Annotated in this window: 21 protein-coding genes; 9 read left to right on the top strand and 12 right to left on the bottom strand. The window is 60.0% G+C overall.

Features of this window, described 5'->3' with window-relative positions:
* Nucleotides 1-116: 116 nt before the first annotated feature.
* A complete protein-coding gene (locus tag ACA052_RS17335) occupies nucleotides 117-1,025 on the bottom strand; it encodes a LysR substrate-binding domain-containing protein (RefSeq protein ID WP_497645963.1) in 909 nt (302 codons plus the stop codon).
* A gap of 116 nt (nucleotides 1,026-1,141) precedes the next feature.
* Between ACA052_RS17335 and ACA052_RS17330 the strand changes: the two genes are divergently transcribed.
* From ACA052_RS17330 to ACA052_RS17320, 3 genes are read left to right on the top strand one after another with little or no spacing between them, the layout of a single operon-like run.
* A complete protein-coding gene (locus ACA052_RS17330) occupies nucleotides 1,142-2,197 on the top strand; it encodes an aldo/keto reductase (RefSeq protein ID WP_497645962.1) in 1,056 nt (351 codons plus the stop codon).
* Nucleotides 2,194-2,991: an SDR family NAD(P)-dependent oxidoreductase gene (locus tag ACA052_RS17325; RefSeq protein WP_497645961.1), complete on the top strand. Its 798-nt coding sequence runs from the start codon at nucleotides 2,194-2,196 to the stop codon at nucleotides 2,989-2,991. Before ACA052_RS17330 ends, ACA052_RS17325 begins: the two co-directional genes overlap by 4 nt.
* A gap of 27 nt (nucleotides 2,992-3,018) precedes the next feature.
* Nucleotides 3,019-3,429 carry an SRPBCC family protein gene (locus tag ACA052_RS17320; protein ID WP_497645960.1) on the top strand — a complete coding sequence of 137 codons (411 nt, stop codon included), beginning with the start codon at nucleotides 3,019-3,021 and terminating at the stop codon, nucleotides 3,427-3,429.
* 260 nt (nucleotides 3,430-3,689) lie between these two features.
* Here the strand turns inward: ACA052_RS17320 and ACA052_RS17315 are convergent, their stop codons facing one another.
* A complete protein-coding gene (locus ACA052_RS17315) occupies nucleotides 3,690-5,084 on the bottom strand; it encodes a sensor histidine kinase (protein ID WP_497645959.1) in 1,395 nt (464 codons plus the stop codon).
* Entirely contained in the window at nucleotides 5,062-5,745 is a 684-nt protein-coding gene (locus ACA052_RS17310) for a response regulator transcription factor (protein WP_059404796.1), read from the bottom strand. The genes ACA052_RS17315 and ACA052_RS17310 overlap by 23 nt, the downstream gene beginning before the upstream one ends.
* A 354-nt stretch (nucleotides 5,746-6,099) precedes the next feature.
* Between ACA052_RS17310 and ACA052_RS17305 the strand changes: the two genes are divergently transcribed.
* Nucleotides 6,100-7,032, top strand: a complete 933-nt coding sequence (locus tag ACA052_RS17305; protein WP_497645958.1) for a hypothetical protein — start codon at nucleotides 6,100-6,102, stop codon at nucleotides 7,030-7,032.
* Between the two features lie 217 nt (nucleotides 7,033-7,249).
* Here the strand turns inward: ACA052_RS17305 and ACA052_RS17300 are convergent, their stop codons facing one another.
* Nucleotides 7,250-7,861 (bottom strand): glutathione S-transferase, encoded by a 612-nt coding sequence (locus ACA052_RS17300; protein WP_497645957.1) that lies wholly within the window; start codon nucleotides 7,859-7,861, stop codon nucleotides 7,250-7,252.
* A 355-nt stretch (nucleotides 7,862-8,216) separates the two neighbouring features.
* Between ACA052_RS17300 and ACA052_RS17295 the strand changes: the two genes are divergently transcribed.
* Together ACA052_RS17295 and ACA052_RS17290 are read left to right on the top strand one after the other, a co-directional pair.
* Entirely contained in the window at nucleotides 8,217-8,621 is a 405-nt protein-coding gene (locus ACA052_RS17295; RefSeq protein ID WP_007907888.1) for a TraR/DksA family transcriptional regulator, read from the top strand.
* A gap of 244 nt (nucleotides 8,622-8,865) precedes the next feature.
* Complete coding sequence (locus ACA052_RS17290) at nucleotides 8,866-10,470, top strand: methyl-accepting chemotaxis protein (protein WP_497645956.1); 1,605 nt, start codon at nucleotides 8,866-8,868, stop codon at nucleotides 10,468-10,470.
* Between the two features lie 112 nt (nucleotides 10,471-10,582).
* On the opposite strand, the gene ACA052_RS17285 is transcribed toward ACA052_RS17290, so the two are convergent.
* Together ACA052_RS17285 and ACA052_RS17280 are read right to left on the bottom strand one after the other, a co-directional pair.
* On the bottom strand, nucleotides 10,583-10,822 hold the full coding sequence (locus ACA052_RS17285) for a DUF2789 domain-containing protein (protein ID WP_497645955.1): 240 nt from the start codon (nucleotides 10,820-10,822) through the stop codon (nucleotides 10,583-10,585).
* 131 nt (nucleotides 10,823-10,953) lie between these two features.
* The gene (locus ACA052_RS17280) at nucleotides 10,954-11,184 is read right to left on the bottom strand and encodes a hypothetical protein (RefSeq protein ID WP_497645954.1); all 231 of its coding nucleotides are present in this window, start codon (nucleotides 11,182-11,184) and stop codon (nucleotides 10,954-10,956) included.
* 441 nt (nucleotides 11,185-11,625) lie between these two features.
* On the opposite strand from ACA052_RS17280, the gene ACA052_RS17275 reads away from it, so the two are divergent.
* The 3 genes from ACA052_RS17275 (at nucleotide 11,626) to ACA052_RS17265 (ending at nucleotide 13,832) form a co-directional block, all read left to right on the top strand.
* Entirely contained in the window at nucleotides 11,626-12,096 is a 471-nt protein-coding gene (locus ACA052_RS17275; RefSeq protein ID WP_497645953.1) for a hypothetical protein, read from the top strand.
* A 152-nt stretch (nucleotides 12,097-12,248) separates the two neighbouring features.
* Nucleotides 12,249-13,265, top strand: coding sequence for an ABC transporter substrate-binding protein (locus ACA052_RS17270; protein WP_497645952.1), 1,017 nt, complete (start codon nucleotides 12,249-12,251; stop codon nucleotides 13,263-13,265).
* Nucleotides 13,266-13,394: 129 nt separating this feature from the next.
* Entirely contained in the window at nucleotides 13,395-13,832 is a 438-nt protein-coding gene (locus tag ACA052_RS17265) for a DUF3995 domain-containing protein (RefSeq protein WP_497645951.1), read from the top strand.
* 83 nt (nucleotides 13,833-13,915) lie between these two features.
* On the opposite strand, the gene ACA052_RS17260 is transcribed toward ACA052_RS17265, so the two are convergent.
* From ACA052_RS17260 to ACA052_RS17235, 6 genes are read right to left on the bottom strand one after another with little or no spacing between them, the layout of a single operon-like run.
* Nucleotides 13,916-14,278: a Na+/H+ antiporter subunit G gene (locus ACA052_RS17260; RefSeq protein ID WP_497645950.1), complete on the bottom strand. Its 363-nt coding sequence runs from the start codon at nucleotides 14,276-14,278 to the stop codon at nucleotides 13,916-13,918.
* On the bottom strand, nucleotides 14,275-14,553 hold the full coding sequence (locus tag ACA052_RS17255) for a K+/H+ antiporter subunit F (protein WP_497645949.1): 279 nt from the start codon (nucleotides 14,551-14,553) through the stop codon (nucleotides 14,275-14,277). Before ACA052_RS17255 ends, ACA052_RS17260 begins: the two co-directional genes overlap by 4 nt.
* Complete coding sequence (locus ACA052_RS17250) at nucleotides 14,550-15,038, bottom strand: Na+/H+ antiporter subunit E (RefSeq protein WP_497645948.1); 489 nt, start codon at nucleotides 15,036-15,038, stop codon at nucleotides 14,550-14,552. Before ACA052_RS17250 ends, ACA052_RS17255 begins: the two co-directional genes overlap by 4 nt.
* A complete protein-coding gene (locus ACA052_RS17245; protein ID WP_497645947.1) occupies nucleotides 15,035-16,720 on the bottom strand; it encodes a monovalent cation/H+ antiporter subunit D in 1,686 nt (561 codons plus the stop codon). The genes ACA052_RS17250 and ACA052_RS17245 overlap by 4 nt, the downstream gene beginning before the upstream one ends.
* Complete coding sequence (locus ACA052_RS17240; RefSeq protein WP_497645946.1) at nucleotides 16,717-17,061, bottom strand: Na+/H+ antiporter subunit C; 345 nt, start codon at nucleotides 17,059-17,061, stop codon at nucleotides 16,717-16,719. The genes ACA052_RS17245 and ACA052_RS17240 overlap by 4 nt, the downstream gene beginning before the upstream one ends.
* Nucleotides 17,061-19,979, bottom strand: a complete 2,919-nt coding sequence (locus ACA052_RS17235; RefSeq protein WP_497645945.1) for a monovalent cation/H+ antiporter subunit A — start codon at nucleotides 19,977-19,979, stop codon at nucleotides 17,061-17,063. Before ACA052_RS17235 ends, ACA052_RS17240 begins: the two co-directional genes overlap by 1 nt.
* Nucleotides 19,980-20,041: the final 62 nt, after the last annotated feature.

Genomic DNA, 20,041 nt, shown 5'->3' with positions numbered 1-20,041 from the left:
GTGTGTTTGAGCAAATTTCATGCGTGGGAAAGATCAAAAGATCGCAGCCTTCGGCAGCTCCTACAGGGGATCGCGTTCCACATGTAGGAGCTGCCGCAGGCTGCGATCTTTTGATCTTAACGCTCTATGGGCGCAGATCCAGGCTCCGTCAGCACCTTCCTGAATGTCTCCACCAACGGCCGCAGATTAATCCGGTGCCACGCCGCCCACAACGGTCTGGTGAAGGAAATCCACGGCACTTCCCGCAGCACCACGCCCGGCGGAGCGTTGCGGCTCAAACCTTTCTGAATCATGGCGATGCCCAGTCCCGAGGCCACCAGAGCCAATGCAGTGAAGGGGCCGGTGGCTTCCATGCGGATGTCCGGGGTGAAGCCGGCGCGGATGCAGGCGCTGACGAAGTTTTCGCGGCCGGTGACATTATGGTGGTGTTGCACGCCGATCCATTCCTGATCGGCAAGGTCGGCCGGGGTCAATGTCGTTTGGTGAGCCAGTGGATGATCCTCAGGCAATGCCAGCAACATCGGGTCGTCCAGCACCTGGAAGCCCAGCAGGTCTGGATCATCGGCGACAGGCGGTTCACTGACCAGGGCGATATCGAGACTACGCTGTCGCAGGCCTTCGAGTTGTTCGGCGGAGCTCAGGTTGTACAGCGCAACGTGCACGTTCGGCCGGTCGACCCGCATTACCCGCAAGGCATTGGGCAAGACACCGGCATGCATGGCGTTTTCGATATAGCCGATGCACAAGCCGCCTTCTTCGCCACGGCCGAGGCGCTTGCCGAGGGATTCCAGGCGATTGGCGTGGGTCAACAGGGCGCGTGTTTCAGCGAGAAACGTCTGGCCGTCGCGGGTCAGGCGAATGCGCTGCTGGCTGCGCTCGAACAGCGTCAGGCCGAGGCGCTCCTCAAGTTGGGCGATCTGCCGACTCAGGGGCGACTGGGAAATGTGCAGCCGTTCGGCGGCGCGACCGACGTGTTCTTCTTCGGCGACCGCGACGAAGTAGCGCAATTGGCGGATGTCGATCATGTCAGACCTCATGGGACTCAAGTGCTGCACATTATGTCTTGGACGGTCCGACCATCGCAATCTAGCATCGGCTCAACGGTCATTCACTGACCTCTGAAACTGACGAGGATTGAATCATGAGCTTGAAAGACAAACTGCCCGGCGCGCTGGGTTTCGGCACCGCACCTCTGGGCAACATGTTCCGCGCCATTCCTGAAGAAGAGGCGACGGCCACCGTTCATGCCGCCTGGGATGCCGGCGTACGCTACTTCGACACCGCGCCGTTTTACGGCTCGGGCCTTTCCGAAATTCGCTTGGGCGCCGCGCTGGCCCAGTACAACCGCGACGACTACGTGCTCAGCAGCAAGGTCGGCCGGGTGATCCTCGACGAAGTCGAAGATACTGCCGCCCGTGACCTGGGCGAAAAGAGCGGCGTGTTTGAACATGGCCGCCCGAACAAGATCGTCAATGACTACAGCGCCGACGCGACGATGCGTTCGATCGAAGACAGCCTCAATCGTCTGCAAACCGATCGCCTGGACATCGTCTGGGTGCATGACATCGCCCAGGATTTCTACGGTGATCAATGGTTGGAGTACTTCAATCAGGCGCGTACCGGCGCCTTCAAAGTACTGACCCGCTTGCGCGAAGAAGGCGTGATCAAGGGCTGGGGCCTGGGCGTGAACAAAGTCGAGCCGTGCGAATTGACCCTTGATCTGAGCGAAGCCCAACCGGACGGTTTTCTGCTGGCGGGTCGCTACACTCTTCTCGATCACGACCGCGCGTTGCAACGCTTGATGGAAGCAGCCCTGGCGCAAAACGTCGAGATCGTGGTCGGCGGTCCTTACAGCTCGGGCATCCTGGCCGGTGGTGCGCACTTCGAATACCAGAAGGCCAGCCCGGCGATCATTAATAAAGTCGAGCAGATCAAACGTATTGCGGCTGCCCATGGTGTCGACGTTAAGGCGGCGGCGTTGCAGTTTTCTCTGGCGAACCCGGCGGTGGCGGCGGTGATTCCTGGTTCCAGCCGTCCGGAGCGGATTGCTGAGGATGTCGCGGCATTGTCGGCGGTGATTCCTGCGGCGTTTTGGCAGGCCATGCGTGAGGCTAAATTGGTTTCTGAATTTGCGCCGTTGCCGGATCAAAAGATCGCAGCCTTCGGCAGCTCCTACATGAACGGAGGTGACTTATGAAGATTGATTTGAGCGGGAAACTGGCGATTGTCAGTGGAAGTACGGCCGGCATTGGCCTGGGCATCAGCAAGGCTCTGGCCGAGTCCGGTGCCACGGTGGTGGTGATCGGCCGCGAGACGGCCAAGGTGGAACAGGCGCTGGCGAGCATTCGCCAGAGTGTGCCGGGCGCACAATTGCGTGGCTTGACGGCTGACCTGGGCACTGCCGAAGGCGCCGAGCAGTTGTTCGCCGCCGAACCACGGGCGGACATCCTGGTGAATAACCTCGGGATCTTCAACGATGTGGATTTCTTCGACACGCCAGACAGCGAGTGGACGCGTTTCTACGAGGTCAACGTGATTTCCGGCGTGCGCCTGTCGCGGCATTACGTGCAGGACATGGTCAAGCAAGGCTGGGGGCGGGTGATCTTCCTGTCCTCGGAATCCGGGATCGCCATTCCGGCCGACATGCTCAACTACGGCGTCACCAAAAGTGCCAACCTCGCGGTGTCCCATGGTTTGGCCAAACGGTTGGCGGGCACCGGCGTGACGGTCAATGCCATCCTGCCCGGTCCGACGTTGACCGACGGCCTGGAGCAGATGCTCAAGGACGCCACCGCCCAATCGGGGCGCAGTGTTCGCGAAGAAGCCGACGCGTTCGTGCTTAAGGCCCGGCCGACGTCGATCATCCAGCGCGTCGCGAATGTCGAGGAGGTCGCCAACCTGGTGGCTTACATCGCCTCGCCGTTGTCGTCGGCGACCACAGGCGCGGCATTGCGGGTCGATGGCGGTGTCGTCGACAGCATGTCGATCTGAACCTTACTGATCAAGAGAGCACTTCATATGGCAACAGCATCAGCATCCATCGACATCCCGGCGTCGGCCGATCAGGTCTGGCAATTGATCGGTGGCTTCAACTCGCTGCCTGACTGGCTGCCGTTCATTCCCAAGAGCGAACTCAGCGAAGGCGGGCGGGTGCGCAGCCTGCAAACGGCGGACGGTGCGTTCGTTGTGGAACGCCTTGAGGCGTTTGATAACGCGGCGAAAACCTACCTCTACTCGATCCTGCAGGCACCGTTTCCGGCCACCGACTATTTGGCGACGATCAAGGTTGAAGCGCAAGGGCAGGGCGCGCGGGTGACCTGGTCGGGTCGGTTTGAACCGGTCGGTGTGAGTGACGACGAAGTGGTGGCGCTGTTTACCGGGATCTACCAAGGTGGCCTTGAGGCGCTGCGGGCCAATTACCCGGCGTGACTTTTTAAAAGATCGCAGCCTGCGGCAGCTCCTACAGAGGTACTCCTGTAGGAGCTGCCGCAGGCTGCGATCTTTTGATCTTCAAACCCGAGTAAATCAGTAGCAGCTGCCGAGCCTGCGAGGCTGCGTTCGGCTGCGCAGCAGTCGTCAAACCATGCGCCGCGGTGTGTCAGGTAAAACGTGTTTGCAGGATTTACGACTGCTGCGCAACCGAACGCAGCCTCGCAGGCTCGGCAGCTGCTACGAGATTGTGTATGCCTTCAGGTCTGCGGAATCAAACTCTGCTGGCAGTCCAGCACCAACCGCGCTCCGCCCAGTTCGCTTTCGTCCACTTCAAGCGAAAACCCATGCAAGCTGACAATCGCCGCGACGATCGACAGCCCCAGCCCGAACCCGCTTTTCTGGTTGCCCCCATCGGCACGATAGAAACGCCGGAACACGGCTTCGCGCTCGGCCACCGGAATACCGGGACCTGAATCGAGCACTTCGATCCGTGTATGCCGCCCTTCATTGACCCCACGCAAAATCACCTCGCCCCCCGGCGGCGTGAACTTGATCGAGTTACTCAACAGGTTCGCCACCGCCTCGAACAATAGCGCCCGGTCGCCATTCAACATCGGTAACGCGGCCGGCAGTTGCAGCGTGAACAGCAGCTCGCCTTCTTCCGCCAGCGGCAGATAAAAATCGTGCAGTTCCTGCAACAACGGCACTGGATCGAGCTGCACAAAACCGGAACGCCGCTGGCGATCCTCCAGTTCGGAAATTCGCAGCAGTCCGCGAAAGCGCGCCATCAAGGTGTCTGCTTCACCGAGCACCGAATCCAGCTGCACAGCCAGCGCCGAACCGTCGTCCGCCTGCTGCTGGATCCGGTACAACTGCGCGCGCAAGCGGGTCAGTGGTGTGCGCAAGTCATGGGCGATGTTGTCGCACACGCCCTTGACCTCGTTCATCAAGCGCTCAATGCGTTCGAGCATCGCATTGACGATGGCGGCGAGCATGTCCAGTTCGTCACGGCGATTGGACAGTGGCAGGCGTTTAGTCAAGTCGCCGGCGACGATGGCTTCGGCGCTGGCCTGGATCCGCCGAATTCGTCGCAGCGGACGGCGGCGCAGCACGTGCCAACCGACAATGCCCGGCAAGATGGTCAAGGTCACGCCCCAGAACAACGCGTGGAGGATGATCCGCGTCACCGCAAACAACGAGCCGTTGTCTCGCACCAGCACCAGCCAGCGCCCGTCCCGTGTCTGGGTCGCTACGGCGTCGCAGCTGTCGGCGGGCAGGGTCGGGTCGTCGGAGTCCGCGCAATCGCTGAGCATGTGGATCTTGCCGTCCAGCGGCAGGCCTTTGGGGATCTGGCGCAAGGCACCACTGAGGTAGCGATGCTGGATATCGAACAAGCCATAGGCGTCGATACCGCGAATGTCGAAGGTCATGCTGACGGCGAGGGCATCCACCAGTTGTTCGCCCTGGAACCGTGCAAACAAATGCTGACGTTGCATCAGCGAATGTTTGGCCAGGTTGTCCAGGTACGCGGACACCTCGTAGTACATGACGCCCATGAGAATCCCGCTCCAGATCACGAACAGTGAGCTGTAGAGCGCGAGCAAGCGACTGCTGGAAGAGCGCCAGCCCTTAGACGGGTTCGGCAATGACATAACCCGAGCCTCGCACGGTCCGGATCAGTGGGAGATTGCCTGGCGGATCGATCTTCTTGCGCAGCCGGCCGATGTGCACGTCGATCAGGTTGGTGCCGGGATCGAAGTGGTAACCCCAGACCTCTTCGAAAATCATCATCCGCGACAGAATCTGCCCGGTGTTACGCATCAGGAATTCCAGCAGTTTGTACTCGGTGGGCAACAGCGTCAGCAGTTGGCCATCGCGACTGGCTTCGTGGCTGATCAGGTTCAGCTCAAGGTCCGCCACCCGAAGCGTGGTGGCCTGGGCGGTCACGGTGTTCTGACGGCGCAAAAGCACTTCGACCCGGGCCGCCATTTCATCGGTGGCAAACGGTTTGGTCAGGTAATCGTCACCCCCGGCGCGCAATCCGCGCACGCGCTCGTCGACATCGGAGAGGGCGCTGATCATCAGGATCGGCGTCGCCACGCCCATGGTCCGCAGCGTGGTGACAATCGCCAGGCCATCCAGCTCGGGCAACATCCGGTCGAGGGTGATCAGGTCATAGTTGCCGCTGACTGCACGCTCCAGGCCTTCGCGACCATTGTCGACCCAATCCACGTCCAGGCCATGGCTGCTCAGTTCGGCGACAATTTCCCGGGCGGTCACGGCGTCGTCTTCGATGGTCAAGATGCGGGTCATAGGGCTGGCCTGATAGGGAGTTCAAACGGTGTGCGGCATTTTGCCAACAATTGATGGCGGGCTTTTTAAATTAAACTTCACGTTAAGCGGATTGAAGATCAAAAGATCGCAGCCTGCGGCAGCTCCTACAGGGATCGATTGTAGGAGCTGCCGCAGGCTGCGATCTTTTGATCTTCAATGCATAAAACCCGCTGAAATGTCCTGTTCCTTGCAATTTGCAAGACCATAAGAAGTTCAAAACTTATAAGTCATTGAAAAATATTAATTTATTAAAAATTAGCGACTGGCACGTTGGCTGCAATTCCTCAGATGACGAGTTGTAACAATACCTTTCCTGCCTGGAGCGACATAACAATGAATAGATCCTCTGATGGTTTCTATCCTGCCGCAGAAGAATCAACCACGTTGTCGGGCGTTTCCTGGGGCGCGATTTTCGCCGGGGCCGCTGCGGCGGCGGCGCTGTCGCTGATCCTGGTACTGCTCGGTTTCGGGCTGGGTTTTTCGGCAGTTTCCCCATGGGCCCATGAAGGTGTCAGCGCCAAAGGCTTGGGCATTTCAACCATCGTGTGGCTGGCCGTCACCCAGATCGTTGCCTCCGGGCTCGGTGGCTACATCGCCGGCCGCCTGCGGGTGAAGTGGGCGAACATGCATGGCGATGAAGTCTACTTCCGCGACACGGCCCATGGCTTTCTGGCCTGGTGCGTGGCGACATTGGTGACTGCGACGCTGGTGGTCGGTTCGGTCAGCAGCATTGTCAGTGGCGGTGTGCAAGCCGGGGCAGGTGTTGTTGGAGGCGCTGCGAGCGCCGCGACCCAAGCCGCGGGTACCGCAGCGGGTAACACCAACAGTGATCAGTACGGCTATTTCGTCGACAGCCTGTTCCGTGACGATCGCCCGGCTGCTGTCAGCGATGACGCCGCCCGTGGCACCGTGACCCGTATCTTCGTTCGCAGCTTGAGCAACGACGGTCAACTGGCTGCCGAAGACCGGACCTACCTCGCGCAATTGGTGGCCCAACGCACCAATCTGACTCAGGCGGACGCCGAGCGTCGGGTCGATGAAGTCTTCGCCAAGGCCCATAAAGCCGTAGAAGACGCCAAGGTAGCGGCCAAGCAAGCGGCTGACACCGCTGCAAAAGTGGCGGCCATGACGGCGTTGTGGATGTTCGTTGCACTGTTGATCGGCGCGTTCTTCGCCAGCTTTGCTGCAACCTTTGGTGGTCGTCGTCGGGATGCGGTGGTGTATGTCGAATCCGATGCCTATGTCGCCACAGCACCTATTCGTTAACCCAGGAGAATTCTCATGCGCTCACTACTGTTGTTCTTTCTCGGCGTACCGATCCCGATCATCATCCTGATCGCCCTGTTCATGCATTGATCTTATAACGTCAAAAGATCGCAGCCTGCGGCAGCTCCTACATGGAATTCGGCAACCGTAAATTTACCGGTTGACCTCAATCCTTGTAGGAGCTGCCGCAGGCTGCGATCTTTTGATCTTGAAACCCTCAATCCATCGGCGTATTCAAAAATAGCTCAAGCCCCTCGGCATACGCGGTGAACGCAGCGATCAATGGAAACCGCCCAGCGTCGACCTGCTCCGGCACCACCAGGTTGGTAAAGCTCCAGGCCACCGCCAACGTAATGCCATCCTGAGTAATCGAACCGTCAGTCTTCAACGCCTGCTTTTCCAGCTCCAGCTCCAGCGCGGAATACGCGGCCGCCAATTGGCCTTCGACCCGTTCCACCCACGGTTCGTATTGAATCGCCGCCGGTCGCAGGTTGCGCTCGTAGTAAAGCTGCACAGACTTTTCGCACGCCGCCAATGCCAGGCCAATCAGGCGCAATGAGCGCAGTCGCTGATCAACCGCACCAGGCATCAAGCTTTTACCCGGTCCGGCGAGCGCTTCGAGGTAATCGATGATCAACGTCGAATCGATCAACACGTCCCCGTCATCCAGCACCAGTGTCGGCGCCTTGACCACCGGGTTGATCTGCTGGAACTGTTCGAAATGCCGAAACACCGACACCGATTGATGCTCCAGCGGGATGCCAAGGTATTTGGCAGAAATGGCGACGCGTCGCACATAGGGTGAATCCAGCATGCCGATCAGCTTCATTAATGTCTCCTTGAGAGGGCCATTTCGGGACGGACAACCTTAGCTGAGGTTTGGCCGGCTGACCTGCCTGGTTCAGCCGTTTGTCTTCTATATACAGCCGCTCGATTGAATTTCTTGCTATAAACGCACTCCGATGACCGCCACAACGGCTGCCATAGAGCATTTTCCGGGCCTTGTCGGACAAATTCGCTGTCTTTTCAGTTGCTGAGGCCTCAAGTCGGCCTTAGACTGCCGCCCCTCGTAAATTGAGTGCCGGGTGGCGCTTGGAATAAACGGCGCCTTTCCGCTGACCGACCCAGGTCTGCCGGAACGCTCCCTAATTCGCCTTAATGCACGTTTTTTTATAGAGATATCAATGACAAAGGACAAGTTGCTGGCCATGCCGGCGGATGACTACATGAATGCCGAGCAACATGCTTTTTTCTCCGAGCTGTTGCAGAACATGAAAGTCGAAACCCATGAGCGCATCGAACAGAACCGCATCGCCATCGAAAGCCTGGACACCCCGGCCGATCCGGCCGACGCTGCTTCGGTTGAAGAAGAGCGCACCTGGCTGGTGAACGCGATCGATCGCGACCAGCGGATGCTGCCTCAGTTGGAACAGGCTCTGGAACGCATCAAAGAAGACAGCTTCGGCTGGTGCGACGACAGCGGCGAGGCCATTGGCCTGAAGCGCTTGCTGATCAGCCCGACCACCAAGTACTGCATCGAAGCGCAAGAGCGTCACGAACAGATCGACAAGCACCAGCGTCAGGCCTGATTCTGCGCGGTAGCCCATTCAATGTGGGTTGCCTGAAAAGATCGCAGCCTGCGGCAGCCCCTACACGTAACCCCTGTAGGAGCTGCCGCAGGCTGCGATCTTTGCTTTTCAACGCCTGCAGAAATAATCCCCCCCACTTCTTATTGATCGGCTGCAACGCCCACGACTAATGGACCATGGATAATGGCCTCATAGTGGCGTTAAATGCGGATACAACAATTAGAAGGCACGTGGGGTGACTAAGATGACGCGAGACGGATCTCCGGTCGGGGCTATGCCTGCGCCCGTACTTGTACCGAAAAACCTTTGGCTGACGCCAACCCTGCAAAGCATCGCCCTGATGCTCTTGCTGTGCGGCACCATTCCGGGTGGCTGGTCGCTTTACCTGGGTTTGCCATTGGCTGTGCTGATTATCTGGCTGCCTCGACTGCGTTCGCGCTCCATTCCTGAGGCATCCGGCGTAGACAACTCCGACACCCTCGGCACGTTGACTCGCGATCTTTCCTACACCACCAGTCATAACGCATTGTCTGCCGCCGGCGTGGCCTTCTCGGTCAAGCAACTGGCCGACAAACTGCAATCGCAACTCGGCGCCGCCGCGCAAATCGTCAGCAACGCCGAAGTGATGATTGCCACCGAGCAAGCCACCTCGACACTCAGTCGAGAAGCCCTCAGTGCCGCCAGCGAAGCGCATCAGAGCAGCGCGGCCGGGCGTACGGAGTTGATCGAGTCCATTGCCCGTATGCATCAACTCAGCCAGCGCGCCAGTAACAGCCGTGAACTGATTGAAGCCCTGAGCCTGCGCAGTGACGATATCCAGCGTGTCACCCTGGTTATCCAGTCCATCGCCAGCCAGACCAACCTGCTGGCATTGAACGCGGCAATCGAAGCAGCGCGGGCCGGGGAACACGGTCGTGGGTTTGCCGTGGTGGCCGATGAGGTTCGCGGGCTGGCGGCACGCACCGCGTCAGCGACCGGCGAAGTTGGGGAGATGGTCGCCGACATCCAGCAGCGCACCGCGCAAGTGGTGGAACAGATCCGCGGGCTCTCCAGCGACCTCGACACCGGCGTCAAGCAAGTCGAACACACCGGGCAGCACTTGGAAAACATCGCGCATCTGGCCGCCAGCGTAGAACGCCAGGTCGGGGAAATCGCACGGGGGGCAGACACCAATCGCGAACAGCTCGACAGCCTGTTTCAGGCCATCGAGCAGATGCGCAGCGACCTGGCGATCAGCGATCAGCAGACCCGGCGCCTGGCTCAGGCCGCGGTGCAAATGGAAGGGCAGGCTGAGACCATCAGCGAGCGCCTCGCTGAAGTGGGGCTGGATGACTATCACCAGCGGATTTATGACCTGGCCCGCGAAGGCGCGAGTCAGATTGCGGCACGTTTCGAAGCGGATATCGACCAGGGACGTGTCAGCCTTGACGACCTGTTCGACCGCACTTATCAGCCGATTCCCAATACCAGCCCGGCCAAGTACCAGACCCGTTTCGACCGCTACACCGATCAGGTCCTGCCGACGATTCAGGAACCGTTGTTGCCGCGCCATGAAGGCTTGGTGTTCGCCATTGCCTGCACGCAGCAAGGCTATGTACCGACGCATAACACCGTGTTCAGCCAGCCGCTGACCGGGGATGCGCAAGTCGATGCGTTGCAGAATCGTACCAAGCGCAAATTCGCCGATCGTACCGGTATCCGTTGTGGCAGCCATCAACAGGCGGTGCTGTTGCAAACCTACACGCGGGACACGGGTGAACTGATGCACGACCTATCGGTGCCGATCATGCTCAAGGGAAGGCATTGGGGTGGTTTGCGGTTGGGCTATAAACCGCAAAAGCCGCGATAAATTGTAGGAGCTGCCGAAGGCTGCGATCTTTTGATCTTGATTTTGATCGTCGACGAAGATCAAAAGATCGCAGCCTTCGGCAGCTCCTACAGTAACAGTGGTCACATTCGCGTTAGTGCAACTGGTGCATGCGCAAGTTCAGGTCGTCGACCACCCGCGCCCAATCGGCGTCTTCGCGCAGCTGCTCTTTCAGAAAGCCTGCTTGTTGTGGCGTCCAGAATTCGGCATCGATGAGTTTCTTGTCGTCTGCCAGCGGTGAATGACTGGCGATGAAATCGTCGATGGCCTTCTCGCTGGACTCCAGACCGAGTTGGTCGAACAAACCTTTCAAGTCATGTGTGGGTGCATCCATGTTCATCTCCTTGCTTGTCGCGTCGTGTGCGAGATCTGAGTGCGGCTTCATAGCATCTGAGGCAGCCGCGTCTCAGGAGTTCGAAAGCGATGTGCAAAATCAGGAGTGAGCATAGACCGCAAACCCGAACCTCAGGCTTTCAATGCGCCATCGTCGACGGCAAGCTTCAACGCCTTGGCGGCTTCCTGGGCCGCGATAGCCGCAACGTCCGAGGTCTTGAACCAGCGATCCTTCTCGACCTGGTGATAGGTCACGGTGGTGAGCGGTGGTTTGGCGCGCATGACGATGACTGCCTGGAATTCGCCTTCGATTTCTCTGGCTTCGCCCCGGATAAAAAATTCGCCGATATCAAATTCCGTCACGTTGCAGCCTTCCCTTGGAAATATGCTGTTGTATTGAACACCGTGCGCCATGGGCACGGTTTCATTGGTCGGGCAGTATGGCAGTAGTTGCCAGTTGGCGGCTGAGTTAACTCATCGGCATGACGAAACGTCCTCAGACACGGCCGGTTAAACGCCTCCAGGCGTCCTTTTCGTTGATTTGCCGACGTGTGTACGTCGTTATGGGTAGTCTCAATGAGCATCGCTGCTCTAGAATCACCGTCACTGGGCAGCGATTGATGTTCATCCCAAGCAATTTTTTGCGAGTGACATGTCGGAAAAGTGCTTTTTTAAAAGAGTTTTTTCCCTAAAGTTGATAGTCCGGTTTTCTCTGACCGCTAGAAACGTTTTTTCCTATGGCCGCTTTTCTCTGCTGCGAGCTTTTTAGCGTGCGGCATCATTTTCAGATGTGGGGATGTTTCCTTGGCAGTAAGTAATCTCGATATGCATGCTTTGTTCGTGCTGGGTGATTTGCGCGCAAAGCTGGTCAAACAGTTCCAGTCACGTTTTGTTTACATCACCGAACAGAACGCCGAAGGCATTTACATTGCCGAGATCGACACCGAATCGGCCCTGGTGGTGGATGACAAGCCAGGCCTGAAACTCAAGGTCGGCGATCATTTCAGCGCCTCAGTGTTACCCAGTCGCGAAGGCGGCAAGTTGGACATCAAGTTCCGCGATATCAAACTGACGGTTTACGGATTGGGCGATTACGCGTTCGTGACCACGGCTGATGGCCACGGGATTGTGTTCAAGGAAGGTCACAGCGTGGTGATGGTGTTCGCCGCTCACCAACAATTGCAGGACGGCTTGACCAAAACCTTGAAAGCCGTGACCGCCAAGGCCGCCAAATGGCGCAAGGGTGAATTGGTGACGTTCAAAGCCAGCGAGTAATGGCTCCAGGCTTGCAGGATCTTTCCGAAAATTAATCGTCACCCCTCGAAAGCAGGAACCTCTACTACAGTCAGTGGACTGAGTATTTTGAGGCTTGCGGTCTTCTGCCAGGCCATCCTGCTAATGCTGTGAACAGCACGAGGTGCAAAAGCATGAACGGATTTCGACGGTTACTGGCCGCGTCCCTGGCCACGTTCGGGTTGTTGGCTTCGCCCGCTCCGGTATTCGCTGCCCAGACGCCCATCCACTTCGCCGACCTGAACTGGGAAAGCGGCAGTCTGATCACCGATATCCTGCGCATCATTGTCGAAAAGGGGTACGGCCTGCCCACCGATACCTTGCCGGGCACCACCATTACTCTGGAGACCGCGCTGGCCAACAATGACATTCAAGTCATTGGCGAAGAATGGGCCGGTCGCAGTCCGGTCTGGGTCAAGGCGGAGGCCGAAGGCAAGGTCGTGAGTCTCGGTGATACGGTCAAGGGCGCCACCGAAGGTTGGTGGGTGCCGGAATATGTGATCAAGGGCGACCCGGCGAAGGGCATCAAGGCGCTGGCGCCGGACCTGCGCAGTGTCAGCGACCTGCCGCGCTACAAGGGCGTGTTCAGCGACCCGGAAAGCCCGGGCAAGGGGCGCTTTCTCAACAGTCCGATCGGCTGGACCTCGGAAGTGGTCAACAAACAGAAGCTCAAGGCCTATGGCCTGGACGACAGCTACGTGAATTTCCGCAGCGGTTCCGGGGCGGCGCTGGACGCGGAGATCAGTTCGTCGATCCGTCGCGGCAAACCAGTGCTGTTCTATTACTGGTCGCCGACGCCGTTGCTCGGTCGTTTCAAACTGGTCCAGCTCGAAGAGCCACCGTTCGACGCTGAAGCCTGGAAAACCCTGACCGATGCCGACAATCCAGATCCAAAACCGACTCGCTCATTGGCTTCCAAGCTGTCCATTGGTGTCTCCACGCCGTTCCAGAAGCAGTATCCGCAGATTGCCGATTTCTTCAGCAAGGTCGATTTTCCGATTGAGCCGTTGAACAAGGCGCTGGCCGAGATGAGCGAAAAACACACCGCACCGCGTCCTGCCGCCGAGGCGTTCATGAAGGCGCATCCGGACGTGTGGCAGGCCTGGGTGCCCAAGGATGTGGCAGATAAGGTGTCGGCCGAGTTGAAATAACGCGGTGCCAGGGCGGCGCGAACTCGTTGATCAGCGACCAATGGCCGCCCGCCACCACTGTCGAATACCCTTACAAAATCCTTCAATGAAGTCCATCCTCCTGCAACATTTCACGCTGGATGTCTGAATATGAGCCTAATGGTCGCGCAATGGATGGCTGCAATCTTCCTGTTGATTAGCCTGGTCCACCTGTACTGGGCGGCGGGAGGCACGTTGGGCAGCGAGGCGGCGGTGCCGCGGGTGCCCGGGGAAAACGGCGGCGAATCACGGCCTGCGTTCAAGCCTTCTGGCTTTGCGACGTTGCTGGTGGCGGTGGGGTTGCTGCTGATTGCGATGTTGGTGTGCCTGCGAGTCGGCCTCTATCTGCCAACGGTGCATCATTGGTGGCTGCAATGGTTGATCAGCGCCATCGCCATGCTGATGTTCGCCCGGGCCATCGGCGATTCGAACCTGATGGGGTTTTTCAAGCAGGTCAAGGATTCGGAATTTGCCCGGCTGGATACCTGGGCTTATTCGCCGTTGTGTGTGGTGTTGGGGGCGGGGTTGTTGGCCGTCGCCTGGATCTGAGCTGCCGCCTGTAGGAGCTGCCGCAGGCTGCGATCTTTTGATTCTAAAAAACAAGATCAAAAGATCGCAGCCTGCGGCAGCTCCTACAGGTTGCTTTTCGTGCGGCGGCTGCTGACTTCAGCGGGCACATCATCCCCGGCCATGCGCTTGCGGAACAACGCCGCCCGCGCCAGCAGCAGGGTCGTCACCGGCACCGTGATCGACAACAGAATCGGTATCAGCCAGGCATGCAGCACCGGCCCGGACTTGAGCGCCGAGAAATAAATAATCGACGCCAGGGCCACGCACCAGGCGCCCAGTGTCGACGCCAGCGCTGGCGGGTGCATGCGCTGGAAGTAATCCTTCATCCGCAGCAGGCCAATCGCGCCAATCAACGCAAACAGGCTGCTGAGCACCAGCAGGATCGCCACTGGAATCTCAATCCACAGAGACAGTTCCGCGCTCATTCGATCACCTCGCCGCGCAGCAGGAATTTCGCCAGGGCAAACGAGCCGACGAAGCCGAACAGCGCAATCAGCAGCGCCGCCTCAAAGTACGTGTCACTGGCATAACGAATACCCAGCGTCAGCATCATCAGCATCGCGATGATGTACAGGTAGTCCAGCGCCAGCACCCGGTCCTGGGCCGACGGCCCTTTGAACAGGCGGATCAGGGTCAGGATCATCGCCAGGGAAAAGAGGAACAGGCTCAACAGGATCGCGTTCGACAACCACTCGCTCATTCGAAAATCTCCATCAGCGGGCGCTCATAGGCGGCCTTGAAGTGCTGGACGAACAGCGCTTCGTCACCCAGATCGAAGACGTGCAGCAACAGGATGCTGCGGTCCAGCGCCAGTTCCGACCAGACTGTGCCGGGCACCACCGTGCAGATCATCGACAGCGCGGCCAGGCCATTGGCGTCCCGCAGGTCCAGCGGGACTTTGACGAACCGAGAGCGAGGCGGGCGGCGACCCGCGTTGAGCACACCCCAGGCCACGGCGAGGTTGGACGCCAGCACGTCGCGACCGACGAGAACAAACAGGCGCAGGATCACCCCGGGCCGGCGAATGCGGATCGGCAATGGTCGCAACTTGCGCATCATCAGCGGCGCGCATAACCCCAGCACAGCGCCGAGCAGCAAGTTGCCGGCGCTCATCGACAGGTTCAACACCAGCCACAACACCCATAGCGCCAGCGACAACCATGGTGCAGGAAACAGACGTTTCATGGTTGCACCTCCAGCATCGCTGCCTTGGCTTCAGGGCTCGGCACCACGCGGGTGCCGAGCACGGCCATCACGTATTGCTGCGGGTTGTTCAAGGCACCGGCGGCGGCCTGGGTATAACGCAGCAGCGGTTCGGCCTTGAACGTCAGCAGAATGCTCAGCCCCAACAGCGCCACGATGGGCACGCACTCGAGCCGTCGCAGCAACGGCGACGGCCGTTCTTGCGGCGTCCAGAAGCGCTGGATGCCCAGGCGCGAGAAGGCGATCAGCGACGCCAGCCCGGACAGGATCAACAACGCCAGCAAGCCCCACGCCGCATTAGATATCGGCTCAGTGCTGCCATTGCCCAGGCCCAGCGGATTGAGCAGGGCGCTGAGCAGGCCGAGTTTGCCGATGAATCCCGAGAGCGGTGGCATGCCGATGATCAGCAACGCGCAGGCAATGAAACTCAAGCCGAGGAAGGCCTTGGTCCAGGGAATCACCTGGCCGACCACGGCTTTCTGTTCATCATCGAGGTTGAAACCTTTGACCGGCTGCGCGGATGCCATCACCCGTGGCAGCAGATCGCCGTCATCGAACAAGGTCAATTCACTGACTGAACGCGAACGCTCGATCAACTCGGCCAGCAGGAACAGAGCACTCAAGGCCAGGGTCGAGCTGACGAGATAGAACAAGGCCGCGCCGATCAGGTTCGGCTGGGCGAAGCCGACGGCCGATAGCAAGATCCCCGCCGATACCAGAATGCTCAGGCTGGCCATGCGTTCCAGGCGTTGCGCCGCGAGGATCGCCACCGCGGCGCACACGATGGTCGCCATGCCGCCGTAGATCAGCCAGTCGCCACCAAAGTACGCCGAGGCGCCGGCCTGGCCGGAGAACAGCAGCGTCCACAAACGCAGCAAGGTGTAGACGCCGACCTTGGTCATGATGGCGAACATCGCCGCAACGGGCGCACTGGCCGAGGAATAGGCCGGTACCAGCCAGAAATTCAGTGGCCACATCCCGGCCTTGGCCAGGAACGCCACCGCGAGAATCCCCGCACCGGCATGCAGCAGCCCGCGATCGGCTTCCGGCACCAGCGGGATCTTCAGTGCCAGGTCGGCCATGTTCAGCGTGCCCGTGACGCCATAGATCAGCGCCGCGCCAATCAGGAACAGCGACGAGGCCAGCAGGTTGATCGAGATGTAATGCAACCCCGAGGACACCCGCGCCCGGCCCGAGCCGTGCAGCATTAAACCGTAGGAGGCGGCCAGCAGCACTTCGAAAAACACGAACAGGTTGAACAGGTCCGCGGTCAGGAAGGCGCCGTAGAGGCCCATCAGCTGAATCTGGAACAATGCGTGGAAGCTCGAACCGGCGCCGTCCCAGCGGGCCATGGCGAACAGCAGGGCGCTGACGCCGATGATGCCGGTCAGGACCAGCATCAGCGCCGACAGGCGATCGACCACCAGCACCAGGCCGAATGGCACTTGCCAGTTCCCGGGCAAGTACACGCCAATGGAACCGGGCACGCCGGTGGTTTGCGTCCATTGCAGCAGCAACACCGAAATCCCCAGGCCCAGAAGGCTGGAGATCAGGTTGATCCTGGCCTTGAGCGGGCGGTGCCGTTCGCCGAGCATTAACATGATGGCGGCGGTCAGAAGGGGCAGCAGAATTGGTGCGGCGATCAGGTGCGTCATTGCATTCATTCTTTAGGCTCCCGGCCATCCACATGGTCGGTCCCGGTCAAGCCGCGAGACGCCAGCAACACCACCAGGAACAGCGCGGTCATGGCGAAGCTGATGACGATCGCGGTCAGTACCAGTGCTTGCGGCAACGGGTCGGTGTAATGCAACAAGTCTTGCGGCACGCCGTCCTTGATGATCGGTTCCTTGCCGATGAACAGGCTGCCCATGCTGAAGATGAACAGGTTGACGCCGTAAGACAGCAGGCACAGGCCCATGACCACCTGGAAGGTTCGTGGCCGCAGGATCAGCCAGACGCCGGACGCGGCGAGTACGCCGACGGCGATTGCGATGACTTCTTCCATCAGACGGCTCCTTGCGTGGCGACGGGTTTAGGCTGGGCAGCGGTTTTGTGGCCGCGAACCGATTGGTGGGCGAGGGCGGTCAGGATCAACAGCGTCGAACCGACCACCACGGCGTAGACGCCAATGTCGAAGAACAGTGCGCTGGCGATGTGAATGTCGCCCAGCACCGGCAGTTCGAGGTGCCAGGTATGGGTGGTCAGGAACGGATACCCGACGAGCATCGCACCCAGCCCGGTGGCCGTGGCGAACAGCAAGCCCGTGCCCATCCAGCGCAGCGGTCGCAGGCTCATTTGTGCCTCGACCCACTGGGTGCCGGCGACCATGTATTGCAGGATGAACGCCACCGACATCACCAGCCCGGCGACAAAACCGCCGCCCGGTTGATTGTGGCCGCGCATGAACAGGTAGACCGAGACCACAAACGCAACCGGCAGCAACAGGCGCACCAGCACCGCCGGCACCATCATGAAGCCGAGCGCGGTGTCACTGGCGTGGCGCGGGTTGACCAGGTCGGTGACCACGTCCGGCGCCAGCAATCGCTGTTGAGCGGGCAACTGCAGGCTTTCTTTTGGCGGACGGAAGCGGCGCAGCAGGGCGAACACCGTCAGGGCCACCGCGACCAGCACGGTGATTTCACCCAGGGTGTCGAAACCACGGAAGTCCACCAGCATCACGTTGACCACGTTGCTGCCGCCACCTTCAGGCAGGGCGCGACTGAGGTAGAACGAAGAAATATCGTTCGGCGTCTGGCGTGTCAGCATCGCGTAGGCCAGCAGCGCCATGCCGCCGCCGACTACGGTCGACAACAGCAGGTCGCGGATACGCCGGATGCGTGCCTTGCGCAGGCTGCTTGGCAACGGCGAGACTTCTTCGATTCGCCGAGGCAACCAGCGCAGGCCCAGCAGGATCAGTACCGTGGTCACCACTTCGACCACCAGTTGCGTCAACGCCAGGTCCGGCGCGGAGAACCAGACAAAGGTGATGCAGGTCATCAGGCCACAGACGCTGACCATGGTCAGGGCCGCCAGCCGGTGATACTTGGCCTGCCACGCCGCGCCGAGGGCACAGGCAATCGCCAGCAGCCAGAGGGTCACGAAGACGATCGAGCCCGGAATCTTCGGCCGGTCGCCCCAGCTCAGGCTGCTGTGGAGCATCGGGATCAGCCCGGCCAGCAGCGCCGCCAACACGATCAGGAACAATTGGGTTTGCAGGCGCCGGGTGCTGATCCGCCGCTCCAGGCGACGGGCCAGGCGCATCATGATCACCAGGCTGCGCTCGAACAGGCGCTTGCCGTTGAACCGGCCAATGATCGGCGGGTATTTGAAGCGTCCACGCTTGAGCTGATTACGCAGCAGCAGGTACAGCACGATGCCACCGGACATGGCAATCAGGCTCATGATCATCGGCGCATTCCAGCCGTGCCAGATCGCCAGGCTGTATTCCGGCAAGGTGCCGCCCACCACCGGCAGGGCGGCGGCGGCCAGCAGCGCGCCGACCACTTGAGCGGGGAATATCCCGACGATCAGGCACGTGAACACCAGCAGTTCCACCGGCGCCCGCATCCAGCGCGGCGGTTCGTGCGGGGTGTGCGGCAGGTCGGTGGCGGTCGGGCCAAAGAACACGTCAACGGTGAAGCGCAGCGAATAGGCGACGCTGAAGGTCCCGGCGATGGTCGCGACGATCGGCAGGCTCGTCTCGATCCAGGCCGTGGCGTTAATGAACACGGTTTCGGCGAAGAACATTTCTTTCGAGAGGAAGCCGTTGAGCAGCGGCACACCGGCCATGGAGGCGCTGGCGACCATGGCCAGCGTGGCGGTGAACGGAATCAGCTTGATCAGGCCACTGAGCCGCCGAATGTCGCGGGTGCCGCTCTCGTGATCGATGATCCCGGCGGCCATGAACAGCGAAGCCTTGAAGGTGGCGTGGTTGAGGATGTGGAACACCGCGGCCACGGCGGCCAGCGGACTGTTCAGGCCCAGCAGCAGGGTGATCAGGCCCAGATGGCTGATGGTCGAATAGGCCAGCAGGCCCTTGAGATCGTTCTGGAACATCGCGCAATACGCGCCGAGCAGCAGGGTGCAGGCGCCGGCGCCGCTGACGATGTAGAACCATTCTTCACTGCCGGACAGCGACGGCCACAGCCGTGCGAGCAGGAACACCCCGGCCTTGACCATGGTCGCCGAGTGCAGATAAGCCGAGACCGGTGTCGGCGCCGCCATGGCGTGGGGCAGCCAGAAGTGGAAGGGGAATTGCGCGCTTTTGCTCAGGGCGCCGATCAGGATCAGGGGCAGCAGAATGGGATAAAGGGCATGTGCGCGAATCAGGTCGCCGGCGGCCAGGACCTTGTCCAGGTCATAGCTGCCCACCACATGGCCAAGCAGCATGACCCCCGCCAGCAAGCACAAACCGCCTGCGCCGGTGACCATCAACGCCATGTAGGCGCCGCGTCGCGCGTCAGCACGGTGGTGCCAGTAACCGATCAACAGGAACGAGAAGAGGCTGGTCAGCTCCCAGAAAAACACGATCTGGATCAGGTTGCCGGAAATCACCAGCCCCAGCATGGCGCCCATGAACGCCAGGAAAAACGCAAAAAACCGCGGCACCGGATCGTCCGGCGACATGTAGTAGCGGGCGTACAGGGAAACCAGCGTGCCGATGCCCAACACCAGCAGTGAGAACAGCCAGGCGAACCCGTCCATGTGCAGAACGAAGTTCAGGCCAAGGCTGGGTAACCAGAAGAATTCTTCGCGAATCACGCCGCCATGGGCGATCTGCGGGTACAGGAGAGCGACCTGAACGGTGCCGATGAGGGCCACCAAACCAGCCAGCAACGATTCTGTATTACGCGCGTTGTGTGGCAACAAAGCGGCCAGACAGCTGCCGATAAAAGGCAGAAGCAGTAGAACTATCAGGGACATAGGCTTCTAATCTGCGGAAGTTTGTGAAGCATCATACGTGCCAGTCCCCGGATCACCAAACG

The sequence above is a fragment of the Pseudomonas sp. LBUM1644 genome, from assembly GCF_059716195.1.
Note: the sequence above shows the minus strand (reverse complement) of the source record. Positions and strands in the feature narration are given on the sequence as shown.

Excerpts from the sequence above, each read along its gene's own strand:
- ACA052_RS17335 (WP_497645963.1), bottom strand. The coding sequence starts at position 1,025 with ATGATCGACATCCGCCAATTGCGCTACTTCGTCGCGGTCGCCGAAGAA.
- ACA052_RS17330 (WP_497645962.1), top strand. The coding sequence starts at position 1,142 with ATGAGCTTGAAAGACAAACTGCCCGGCGCGCTGGGTTTCGGCACCGCA.
- ACA052_RS17325 (WP_497645961.1), top strand. The coding sequence starts at position 2,194 with ATGAAGATTGATTTGAGCGGGAAACTGGCGATTGTCAGTGGAAGTACG.
- ACA052_RS17320 (WP_497645960.1), top strand. The coding sequence starts at position 3,019 with ATGGCAACAGCATCAGCATCCATCGACATCCCGGCGTCGGCCGATCAG.
- ACA052_RS17315 (WP_497645959.1), bottom strand. The coding sequence starts at position 5,084 with ATGTCATTGCCGAACCCGTCTAAGGGCTGGCGCTCTTCCAGCAGTCGC.
- ACA052_RS17310 (WP_059404796.1), bottom strand. The coding sequence starts at position 5,745 with ATGACCCGCATCTTGACCATCGAAGACGACGCCGTGACCGCCCGGGAA.
- ACA052_RS17305 (WP_497645958.1), top strand. The coding sequence starts at position 6,100 with ATGAATAGATCCTCTGATGGTTTCTATCCTGCCGCAGAAGAATCAACC.
- ACA052_RS17300 (WP_497645957.1), bottom strand. The coding sequence starts at position 7,861 with ATGAAGCTGATCGGCATGCTGGATTCACCCTATGTGCGACGCGTCGCC.
- ACA052_RS17295 (WP_007907888.1), top strand. The coding sequence starts at position 8,217 with ATGACAAAGGACAAGTTGCTGGCCATGCCGGCGGATGACTACATGAAT.
- ACA052_RS17290 (WP_497645956.1), top strand. The coding sequence starts at position 8,866 with ATGACGCGAGACGGATCTCCGGTCGGGGCTATGCCTGCGCCCGTACTT.
- ACA052_RS17285 (WP_497645955.1), bottom strand. The coding sequence starts at position 10,822 with ATGGATGCACCCACACATGACTTGAAAGGTTTGTTCGACCAACTCGGT.
- ACA052_RS17270 (WP_497645952.1), top strand. The coding sequence starts at position 12,249 with ATGAACGGATTTCGACGGTTACTGGCCGCGTCCCTGGCCACGTTCGGG.
- ACA052_RS17265 (WP_497645951.1), top strand. The coding sequence starts at position 13,395 with ATGAGCCTAATGGTCGCGCAATGGATGGCTGCAATCTTCCTGTTGATT.
- ACA052_RS17260 (WP_497645950.1), bottom strand. The coding sequence starts at position 14,278 with ATGAGCGCGGAACTGTCTCTGTGGATTGAGATTCCAGTGGCGATCCTG.
- ACA052_RS17255 (WP_497645949.1), bottom strand. The coding sequence starts at position 14,553 with ATGAGCGAGTGGTTGTCGAACGCGATCCTGTTGAGCCTGTTCCTCTTT.
- ACA052_RS17250 (WP_497645948.1), bottom strand. The coding sequence starts at position 15,038 with ATGAAACGTCTGTTTCCTGCACCATGGTTGTCGCTGGCGCTATGGGTG.
- ACA052_RS17245 (WP_497645947.1), bottom strand. The coding sequence starts at position 16,720 with ATGAATGCAATGACGCACCTGATCGCCGCACCAATTCTGCTGCCCCTT.
- ACA052_RS17240 (WP_497645946.1), bottom strand. The coding sequence starts at position 17,061 with ATGGAAGAAGTCATCGCAATCGCCGTCGGCGTACTCGCCGCGTCCGGC.
- ACA052_RS17235 (WP_497645945.1), bottom strand. The coding sequence starts at position 19,979 with ATGTCCCTGATAGTTCTACTGCTTCTGCCTTTTATCGGCAGCTGTCTG.